Below are 10,533 nucleotides of genomic sequence, written 5' to 3'. Positions count from 1 at the left end.
CTCCCACAGGTCCAGCGCAGCCTTTGAAAGCTGTGCAGTCCCTGTGGGAGCGGGCTTGCCCCGCGAAGAGGCCGGCCGCGAACACATCAATCCTGGCTACGGGTATCGATACTGACCACTACTGACATCCCCGGCCGCAGGTGCCTGGCTTCCGGCTGGTCGGCATCCACGGTAATGCGCACCGGAATACGCTGGGCAATCTTGACGAAGTTGCCGGTGGCATTGTCCGCTTGCAGCAAGGCGAACTCCGAGCCGGTTGCTGGCGAGATCTGCTGTACATGCCCCTGTAGCTTCAGGTGGTTGAGCGCATCCACGGTGAAGCTCACCGGTTGGCCGATGCGTACATTGGCCATCTGGGTTTCCTTCATGTTGGCAATCACCCACAGGGTGTCGGGTACCAGGGCCATCAACTGCGCGCCGGAATTCACATAAGCCCCCAGGCGCGTGCCGATCTGCCCCAGCTGGCCGTCGCGCGGGGCGGTGACCCGGGTGTTGTCGAGGTCGATGCGCGCCAGCTCCACCGCCGCCTTGGCGTTCTCTACCGAAGCTTGTAACGCGGCCCGGTTGACCACCACCGTTTCCCGGTCTTGGCGAGCGATTTCCAGCGCCGCCTTGGCCTGGGCCAGGCTGGCGACGGCAGCGGCTTCGCTGGCACGGGCCAGGTCCAGGTCACGGCGCGACACAGAGCCGTCATTGACCAGCGCCTGGTTGCGGCCAAGGTCGGCTTTGGCCTTGGCTGCCTGGGCCGCCGCATCGCCGATGGCCGCCTGACGCTGGGCGATGGTGGCTTCGGCGCTGTTACGCTGCTGCAGGTTGTTGGCCAGGGCCGCCTGCTGTTGCTGCAGTTGGGCGATGGCCTGGGCCAGGCGCTGCGTGTAGATGCGGTCGTCCAGTTGCACCAGCAAGTCACCGGTCTTGACGAACTGAAAGTCGTGCACCGGCACGTCGACGATGTAACCACTGAGCTGCGGGCCAATGATGGTCACCTGGCCGCGCACCAAGGCATTTTCGGTACTTTCGATGGCGCTGCCGAACGGCGGCAGGCGCCAGGCATACAGCACCAGCAGGATGCCGGCCAAGGCCACGCAGGCGAAGCTGATCGTCGACAGGATGCGCACCCGCCGCGAACGCGTCGGGCTGGTGGGCTCGCTGGGCGGTGTGGTGCCTTCCGGGGTTTCGGCGATGGCGTTGGTGGTCGTGGTGCGGGTGTCGTCGGTCATCGGGTGGGCGCGCCGGGGGTGGAGTCGGTGGAAGTGGTCTGGCGCCTTGCGTACCAGAGCCAGGTGCTGCGGATGCAGATCCAGACCATGGTCAGGATAGCGATGCTGCCGATCAGCACGAACACATCGTTGTAGGCCATGACATTCGCCTCGCGGGTGGCGGCATTGGCCAGCACACGCATGCCAGCTTCGTTGCGCATGGCCGGGTCGGCGAGCAAGCCGCCGTAGCCGGCGCCACCGCTTTGAACACGGCTGGTCACCAACGGTTCAAGGTAGCTGAGGCGGTCCATCAGGTGGCTTGAATGAAACTTTTCGCGCCAGGTCTGGAAGGTGCCCAGCAGTGCCGCGCCAATCAGGCCGCCGAGGTTGTTGCAGATGCCAAACAGCACCGAAAAGCTCACCAGATTGCGCGGGTTGGCGCGCACATGGCTGATGCCCAGTGCCATCGAAGGGCCGAGGAAAAAGGTGCTGCCGAACGCCAGCAGGAACTGGCTGAAGTACATTTGTGCCGGGCGGGTGAGGTTGCTGGAGCTGCTGTCCATGAACGCGCCTGTGGCCATGGCCAGTAGCGAGACGAGCAGCGGGATCACCAAGTGGTTGGGGTTGATGGTCAGGGCACTGCTGGCCAGGCCAGCCACCGCACCCAGCAGCATGATCCAGTACAGCGTGCGCATCTGCTCGCTGCCCATGTTGAGCACCTGCAGGAAACCGACCGCACCGGTGGACTGTTCGGAGGTGACCATGCGGATCAGTACCACACACAGGGCCAGGCGAATGATTGCACCGCTGCCCAGCCAGTGGGTCATCAGCAACGGGTTGCGGCGGTTGTGCTCGATGGCCAGGCCTGTGAAGATCAGCGCGATCGATGCCGCCAGTGCCACGCCGATCCACGGCGCCTCCAGCCACCAGTCTATGCGCCCCAGCGACAGCGCCGCGCAGAGCAGGGCGGTGCCGCTGGCCATCAGTGTAAAGGTGAGAAAATCCAGTGGTTCGAACGTCTTGAAGCGGTCACCGGGCGGCAGCTTGAGCATCAGTACGCACCCCAGCGCAGTCAGTGCCAGGCCCAGTTCGAACAGGTACAGGCCACGCCATTCGGCGATCTGCAGCAAGTCTTCGGAAAAAATCCGCGCCAGCGGCAGCGCCAGCTGCGAGGCGCCCAGGCCCAGTACCATGGCCTTCAGCCGCCATTTGGCGGGGAACGCCTGAATCATGTAGTACAGCCCCAGCGAGCTGAGCGCTGCGCCGACCATGCCGTGGGCCGCACGCACGGCAATGGCCGAGTTGAGATCGTTGACCAGCAGGTGGGCGAAAGTGACCAAGGCATACAGCACCAGGAACACTTCGGTGAACGCGCGCAGGCCGAACTGCTGGCGGAATTTCACCAACAGCAGGTTCATGGACACGTTGGTCATGACGTAGGCGGCCGGTAGCCAGGCCATTTCTGCCGTGGTCGCACCCAGGGCGCCCTGCAGGAACACCAGGTTGGCGGTGACCAGCGCGTTGCCCAGGCCACCGGTAATTGCCACCAGCAGGCCAACCACGCCGTAGGCCAGGCGCTTGGCTGGCGAATGCAGAGGCGTGGAGGGCGAGCCCGGCAGGCTGGGTTTTTCGTGGGGGAGCCACTGGCGAGGGGCGTATTTGTCCATGGGACAGACTGTACTTGAGCGGCGGTTGGTGCTGCTAGGTGCATCCTTTGGTTTTTGTGATGGCGATGCGCAGGTGCTACAAGGCTTTGGCCAAGAACGCCGCTGTGCGGCTGTCGGCACACGCGGCCACAACCTTGGGCGGCCCGCTGATCACTACCTTGCCCCCGGCGTCTCCGGCCCCTGGCCCGATGTCGATCACCCAGTCGCTCTGCGCCACCACGCGCATGTCATGTTCGACCACCACCACGCTGTGCCCGGCTTCGACCAGGCGGTTCAACTGCACCAGCAGCCGGTCGATGTCTTGCGGGTGCAAGCCATTGGTGGGCTCATCCAGCACGTACAGGGTTGCCCCACGGGCCGTGCGCTGCAGTTCGGTGGCCAGCTTGATGCGCTGCGCTTCGCCACCGGACAGTTCGGTGGCCGGTTGGCCCAGGCGCAGGTAGCCCAAGCCGATATCCTGAAGCACTTGCAAGCACCGGCGCGCCGGGGGCTGTTCGGCAAATACCTGCAGGGCCTGGTCGACCGTCAGTTGCAGCACTTGGGCGATGTTCATGCCTTGCCAGCTCACCGCCAGGGTTTCGGGGTTGTAGCGGGCGCCATGACAGGTGGGGCAAGGTGCGTAGACACTGGGCATGAACAGCAGCTCGACGCTGACGAAACCTTCGCCCTCGCAGTTGGTGCAACGGCCCTTGGCAACATTGAAGGAAAAGCGCCCGGCGTCGAAGCCCTTGGCCTTGGCCTGGTCTGTGGCAGCGAACAGCTTGCGCACATGGTCGAACAGGCCCGTGTAGGTAGCCAGGTTGGAGCGTGGCGTGCGGCCGATCGGTTTCTGGTCGACCTGCACCAGGCGCTTGATGCTGCCAAGGCCCGCACTCACATGGCCGCTGCTGGCCAGTTCAGGTGCGTCTTCCAGGCTTTGCTCTTCGGCTTCGCTGCGCTGCTCTGAATGGCCCAGGTGCGCGCCCACCAGTTCCAGCAGGGCCTGGCTGACCAGGCTGGACTTGCCCGAGCCGGAGATACCGGTGACGGCGGTAAAGCAGCCAAGCGGAAATGCCGCGCTGAGGTTATTCAGGTTGTTGCGGGTGATGCCTTCAAGCTTCAGCCAGTCGCGGGCCGGTCGGGGTTCACGCATGGTGTGGGTCGGGGCACTGAACAGGTAGGCGCGCGTGCGTGACGGCTCGACCTCGGCCAGGCCTGCGGGTGGCCCGCTGTAGAGGATGGTGCCGCCATGCTCGCCGGCAGCTGGCCCGACATCCACCAGCCAGTCGGCGCGGCGCATGGTGTCCAGGTCGTGCTCCACCACATACACCGAGTTGCCCGCGTGCTTCAGGCGCTGCAGGGCTTCGAACAGCGCTTCGCTGTCGGCAGGGTGCAAGCCGGCCGACGGCTCGTCGAGTACGTAGATCACGCCGAACAGCTGCGAATTCAGCTGGGTGGCCAGGCGCAGGCGTTGCAGTTCACCAGAAGACAGGGTCGGGGTGCTGCGCTCCAGGGCCAGGTAGCCGAGGCCAAGGTCGAGCAGGGTATCGATGCGTTCGAGCAACTCGTTTGCGATGCGTTGGGCTGCCAGGCGCTTTTCCAGGGTCAGCTCGTCTTGCTGGTGTGTCAGGTAGCCCGCTGCTGCCACCTTGCGAAATACCTCGGCCAGCGCTTGCAATGACAGGTGCGACAGCTCGGCGATATCCAGCCCGGCAAAGGTCACCCCCAGCGCTTCGCGTTTCAGGCGTTTGCCCTGGCATAGCGGGCAGGGGCTGGGGCGCATGTATTGAGCCACGCGCTTGCGCATCTGTGCGCTTTGCGAGTGCATGAAGGTATGCAGCACGTACCGTCGGGCGCCCATGAACGTGCCCTGGTAGCTGGGCTCCTGTTTGCGCTTTAGCGCTTCACGGGTTTGCGCCGGGGTCAGGCCGGCATAAACGGGGGCGGTGGGCGTGTCCTCGGTGAACAGGATCCAGTCGCGCTGCGCCTGCGGCAGGTCGCGCCAGGGAATGTCAACGTCATAACCCAACGTCACCAGGATGTCGCGCTGGTTCTGGCCTTGCCAGGCCATGGGCCACGCCGCCACCGCACGCTCGCGGATGGTCAGCGACGGGTCGGGGACCATGGTTGCTTCGGTCACCTCGTAGACCCGGCCCAAGCCATGGCACTCTGGGCAGGCGCCCTGGGGCGTATTCGGCGAAAAGTCCTCGGCGTACAGCATCGCTTGCCCGTCCGGGTAGTGGCCGGCGCGTGAGTACAGCATACGGATCGAGCTGGACAAGGTGGTTACGCTGCCCACCGAGGAACGTGCACTTGGCGTGCCGCGTTGCTGCTGCAGGGCTACCGCCGGCGGCAGGCCGTCGATGGCATCGACGTCGGGCACGCCAACCTGGTCGATAAGGCGCCGGGCATAGGGCGCCACCGACTCGAAGTAGCGGCGCTGGGCTTCGGCATAAAGCGTGGAAAAGGCCAGCGAGGACTTGCCCGAGCCGGAGACGCCAGTGAATACCACCAAGGCATCGCGTGGAACATCCACATCGATGTTCTTCAGGTTGTGCTCGCGGGCACCGCGTACGCGGACGAAGCCGCTGGGGGAGGTTGGGCGTGAAGGCATGACGCAGTCCTTGGCTGTGGCTGAGCAGTGAGCCCCAAGGTAACAGCAATTTCGACCCTTTCGGTTCCACGGTGTGAAACCAGATTCGATTGTGCTTCATCCCGCCTCGCGCTTATCTGTCAGCCAAGCACGACCTGCCTTAGCCGTCGTGACCTCAAGGCAAACAACAAGAACGGGAAACCACCCGCGCGAGGAGACTCTACATGTCCCGACATCAGCACATCCTGGCCTGGCTTGACGACGTGGCCAGCGACCTGCACACGATCCGTCACGATATCCACGCCCACCCAGAACTGGGTTTTGAAGAGAGCCGCACCTCGGCGCTGGTCGCCCGTCTGCTGGCGCAGTGGGGCTATGAAGTGCACACCGGCATCGGCAAGACCGGTGTGGTCGGTGTGCTGCGCAATGGCAGCAGCCCACGCCGGCTGGGCTTGCGCGCCGACATGGACGCGCTGCCCATACACGAAGCAACGGGCGCGGCCTACAGCAGCCAGCACCAAGGTTGCATGCACGCCTGTGGCCATGACGGGCACACCACCATGCTGCTGGGGGCGGCGCGCTACCTGGCGGCAACCCGGCAGTTCGACGGCACGCTGACGCTGATCTTCCAGCCGGCCGAGGAGGGCCAGGGCGGTGCCGAGGCGATGCTGGCGGACGGCCTGCTGGAACGCTTCCCCTGCGATGCGCTGTTCGGCATGCACAACATGCCCGGGCTGCCGGCCGGGCATCTTGGTTTTCGCGAGGGGCCGATGATGGCCTCGCAAGACCTGCTCACGGTGACCCTCGACGGGGTGGGCGGCCATGGCTCGATGCCGCACCTGACCGTAGACCCGCTGGTGGCAGCGGCCAGTGTGGTAATGGCGCTGCAAACCGTGGTGGCGCGCAACATCGATGCGCAGGAGGCTGCGGTGGTCACCGTCGGTGCCTTGCAGGCCGGCGAAGCGGCCAACGTGATTCCCCAACAGGCGCTGCTACGCCTTAGCCTGCGTGCGCTGAACGCCGAGGTGCGGGCGCAGACCCTGGAGCGGGTGCGGGCGATCATCGTCAGTCAGGCCGAAAGCTTTGGCTGCCGTGCCAGCATCGAACACCGCCCGGCCTACCCGGTGCTGGTCAACCATGCCGCAGAAAATGCCTTTGCCACCCAGGTGGGGGTGGAGTTGCTCGGTGCCGAGGCGGTGGATGGCAACACCCGCAAGCTCATGGGCAGCGAGGACTTCGCCTGGATGCTGCAGCGCTGCCCAGGTGCCTACCTGTTCATCGGCAATGGTGTATCGCGGCCGATGGTGCACAACCCGGCCTACGACTTCAACGACGAGATCCTGCTGACCGGTGCCGCCTACTGGGGCGCGCTGGCAGAGCGATGGCTCGCGCCCGCCTGACTGCCTTTTGACGACTGCCGCTGGAACCCGGGCGCGATCGCGCCTGGGCGATCACCCAATCATTGTGTGGAGTGTTTCCTATGCAGACTTCGAGCACTGGCGTGTCGCGTACCCGGCAAGTGGTGGCCGCCGTTATCGGCAACGCCCTGGAGTGGTACGACTTTATCGTGTACGGCTTTCTGGCCAGCATCATTGCCCGGCAGTTTTTCCCGTCCGACGACGAGTACGCCTCGCTGCTGATGGCCCTGGCCACCTTTGGCGTGGGCTTTTTCATGCGCCCGGTGGGCGGCGTGTTGCTGGGCATGTATTCCGATCGCAAGGGCCGCAAGGCGGCCATGCAGATGATCATCCGCCTGATGACCGTGTCGATTGCCATGATCGCCTTTGCCCCCGACTACCTGGCCATCGGCATGGCCGCGCCGCTGCTGATCGTGGTGGCGCGCATGCTGCAAGGGTTTGCCACCGGTGGCGAGTACGCCAGTGCCACGGCGTTCCTGGTGGAAAGCGCGCCGGCCCACCGCAAGGGCCTGTATGGCTCGTGGCAATTGGTAGGGCAGTGCCTGGCGGTGTTTTCCGGGGCGGCGATGGTGGCCCTGGTGACGCACTGGTGTTCGCCTGAGGCGCTGGACAGCTGGGGCTGGCGGATCCCGTTCGTGCTCGGCCTGCTGATCGGCCCGGTGGGGCTGTGGATTCGCAAGCATATGGAAGAGCCCGAGGAGTTCGTCGAGGCGCGCCGCCAGGCCAAGGGCCAGTCGCCCAGCCTGTGGCAAGTACTGCGTGAGCATCGGCGCAGCCTGCTGGTATCGATGGGCCTGGCCTGTGGCGCTACGGTGTCGTTCTACGTGGTGCTGGTGAACATGCCGACCTTCGCCCACAAGAACCTCGGGCTGCCACTGGACCAGGTGCTTTTGGTGCAGATGCTGGCCGTGGGGCTGATGACCGTGGTCATTCCGCTGTCCGGCGCGTTGTCTGACCGCCTGGGGCGCCGCCCCGTGCTGATGGCCTTTACCCTGGCGTTCTTCATAATGGTCTACCCGCTGTATGTGTGGGTGGCCGCCGCGCCATCCGTGGAGCGGCTGCTGGTGATGCAGCTGCTGTTGTGCACCGCCATCGGCGGCTTCTTTGGCCCGGCGCCGACCGCCCTGGCCGAGCAGTTCCCGGTCGAGGTGCGCTCCACCGGGGTATCGGTGGCCTATAACGTGGCGGTGATGGTGTTCGGTGGCTTTGCCCCGTTGATCGTCACCTGGCTTACCAAGGTACTCGGTACCCCGGTCGCACCGTCGTTCTACGTGCTGTTCGCCTGCCTGCTGACGCTGGCGGGTACCTATTGCCTGAAAGAAGCACCCCGGGCAGGCAAGCCCACCACTTTCAACCTTGGAGTAAAACCGTGAAGCCGTTAGCCATCGACCCCATCGTTGCCCTCGATGCCGAAGCCTTGTCCCAGGCCATCCATGCCCGCCAGGTATCGTGCCGGGAGGTGATGCAGGCTTATCTCGCGCACATCGAGCGCTGCAACCCGCAGGTTAACGCACTGGTGTCGCTGCGCCCGGCCGAGGCAGTGTTGGCTGAGGCCGATGAACGTGACCGCGAGCTGAAGCGGGGCCATTCCCGCGGCTGGATGCACGGCATGCCACAAGCGATCAAGGACCTGGCTGCCACTACCGGGCTGCGCACCACCCTGGGCTCGCCCTTATTCGCCGAACAGATACCTGAGCATGACGCCATCAGTGTGGCGCGGGTGCGGGCGAGCGGGGCGCTGATCGTTGGCAAAAGCAACGTGCCGGAGTTCGGTCTCGGTTCGCAAACCTATAACACCCTGTTCGGTACCACCACCAATGCCTACGACCCGCAGCGGGTGGCCGGCGGCAGCAGTGGCGGGGCGGCAGCGGCGCTGGCCATGCGCCTGCTGCCGGTGGCTGACGGAAGCGACATGATGGGCTCGCTGCGCAACCCGGCGGCGTTCAACAATGTGTTCGGCCTGCGCCCTTCGCAGGGCCGTGTGCCCCATGGTCCGGCACCCGAACTGTTCGTGCAGCAGCTGGCTACCGAAGGGCCGATGGGGCGCAGCGTGGTGGATGTGGCGCGGCTGTTGTCGACCCAGGCAGGCGTTGATGCACGGGTGCCGCTGTCGCTGAGCGAGGGCCGCCGCGATTTCGCTGCAGGGCTGCAGCGCGATTTTCGGGGTGTGCGGGTTGGCTGGCTGGGTGACTACAACGGCTACCTGCCGATGGATGACGGGGTGATGGGCCTGTGTGAAGCAGCCTTGGCCGATTTCGCCGAACTGGGTTGCCGGGTGGAGGCTTGCCAACCGGCATTCGACCCGGCGCGCTTGTGGCAATGCTGGCTCACCCACCGCCACTTCCTGGTGCACGGCAACCTTGGCGCGGCCTATGCCGACCCAGACAGGCGCGCCTTGCTCAAGCCCGAAGCACAGTGGGAGGTAGAGGGCGCCTTGCAACTGAGCGCGGCCTCGTTGTACCAGGCGTCGCTGGACCGCAGTGACTGGTACCGCGCCTTGGCACACCTGTTCGAACGTTACGACTACCTGCTGTTGCCGTCCGCCCAGGTGTTCCCTTTCGATGCAAAACTGGCGTGGCCGACGGCCGTTGGGGGCCGGGCGATGGACACCTACCATCGCTGGATGGAGGTGGTGATCGGGCCGACCCTGGCCGGTTTACCCAGCATCAGCGTACCGGTCGGTTTCAACAGCGACGGTTTGCCCATGGGCCTGCAAATCATAGGCCCGGCCCAGGCCGACCATGCGGTGTTGCAACTGGCGTACGCCCATGAACAGCTGACCCGGTGGGTTGAGCGGCGCCCGCCACCGTGCCTGCTGGCCTGATGAAAGCACTGGGCAGGCGCGGTTCTTGCTGGCTATGCTGACCATCCAGCTACAGGGAGGTCATACCCATGGGCATTACGGCAGACAGTGGCGGTGTGCGTTCGGTGGAGCGCGCACTGGCCATCGTCGACCTGCTGGGCGAGCATCAGGCACTGGGCCTGGAAGAATTGCATTACCTCACCGGCCTGCCCAAGGCCACGGCCTCGCGCATGCTCGCCACCTTGCAGGAGCAGGGCTGGGTCTACCGTGGCCTCAGCGACCGGCGTTATCGCCTGTGCGCACGGCGGCTGTTCGGTGACCGGCAGATGCGCTTCAAGCGGCGGCTGGTGGAAAGTGCTGCACCGCTGCTGCTGGACCTGAGCGAGCGCACCGGGCTGGTGGTGGACCTGTCGTGTTTCGACGGCGAGCGGCTGGAGGTGATGGAAAGCGCCATCCCTCAGGTATTGCGCAAGCGGTACCCGCATACCTGCCAGATCGTCGGGCACCATGCCAGCCTGTTTCACTCGGCGATGGGGCGGGCGTGCCTGGGTGAGCTGGCGGTCGATGAAGTGCAACGCCTGGCGGCCCATGAGCGCCTGCGCGATGACACGGTGCTGCGCAACATCGAAGAAGACGCGCACAAGGGCTTTGGCCAGCGCACCGAAGGGTACTGGGAGTACCCGGTGCGTTTGCCGTTCCTGATCCGCGCCATTGCGCTGCCGGTGCACGCCGAAGGGCGCCTGGCCGGGAGCATTGCCTTGCACTGGCCGCTGGATCAGGCACCGGTGGAACGAGTAATGAATTTGCACCTGAGCAGCCTGGCGACCACGGTAGACGATGTGCAGCGGGCCTTGGCGGGCTAGTGCTGACCTGT

At 65.2% G+C, this 10,533-nt stretch carries 7 protein-coding genes; 4 read left to right on the top strand and 3 right to left on the bottom strand.

The window, feature by feature from the left end:
• Positions 1–86: 86 nt before the first annotated feature.
• From ACK1VC_RS05210 to ACK1VC_RS05200, 3 genes are all read right to left on the bottom strand, one after another.
• The gene (locus ACK1VC_RS05210; protein ID WP_016487290.1) at positions 87–1,220 is read right to left on the bottom strand and encodes an HlyD family secretion protein; all 1,134 of its coding nucleotides are present in this window, start codon (positions 1,218–1,220) and stop codon (positions 87–89) included.
• Positions 1,217–2,866, bottom strand: a complete 1,650-nt coding sequence (locus tag ACK1VC_RS05205) for an MFS transporter (RefSeq protein WP_060517896.1) — start codon at positions 2,864–2,866, stop codon at positions 1,217–1,219. The genes ACK1VC_RS05210 and ACK1VC_RS05205 overlap by 4 nt, the downstream gene beginning before the upstream one ends.
• 76 nt (positions 2,867–2,942) lie before the next feature.
• Complete coding sequence (locus ACK1VC_RS05200; RefSeq protein WP_191086628.1) at positions 2,943–5,459, bottom strand: excinuclease ABC subunit UvrA; 2,517 nt, start codon at positions 5,457–5,459, stop codon at positions 2,943–2,945.
• Between the two features lie 203 nt (positions 5,460–5,662).
• On the opposite strand from ACK1VC_RS05200, the gene ACK1VC_RS05195 reads away from it, so the two are divergent.
• The 4 genes from ACK1VC_RS05195 to ACK1VC_RS05180 all read left to right on the top strand — a co-directional run bounded on the left by ACK1VC_RS05195 (position 5,663) and on the right by ACK1VC_RS05180 (position 10,522).
• Positions 5,663–6,838 (top strand): M20 aminoacylase family protein, encoded by a 1,176-nt coding sequence (locus ACK1VC_RS05195; protein ID WP_016487287.1) that lies wholly within the window; start codon positions 5,663–5,665, stop codon positions 6,836–6,838.
• A gap of 80 nt (positions 6,839–6,918) precedes the next feature.
• Positions 6,919–8,229, top strand: a complete 1,311-nt coding sequence (locus ACK1VC_RS05190; RefSeq protein ID WP_016487286.1) for a citrate-proton symporter — start codon at positions 6,919–6,921, stop codon at positions 8,227–8,229.
• A complete protein-coding gene (locus ACK1VC_RS05185; protein ID WP_191086627.1) occupies positions 8,226–9,680 on the top strand; it encodes an amidase in 1,455 nt (484 codons plus the stop codon). Before ACK1VC_RS05190 ends, ACK1VC_RS05185 begins: the two co-directional genes overlap by 4 nt.
• 68 nt (positions 9,681–9,748) lie before the next feature.
• Complete coding sequence (locus ACK1VC_RS05180; RefSeq protein WP_016487284.1) at positions 9,749–10,522, top strand: IclR family transcriptional regulator; 774 nt, start codon at positions 9,749–9,751, stop codon at positions 10,520–10,522.
• Positions 10,523–10,533: the final 11 nt, after the last annotated feature.

This window comes from Pseudomonas sp. XP2 (assembly GCF_053557975.1).
The sequence above is the reverse complement of the archived record's forward strand: the minus strand, read 5'-3'. Positions and strand labels throughout refer to the sequence as shown.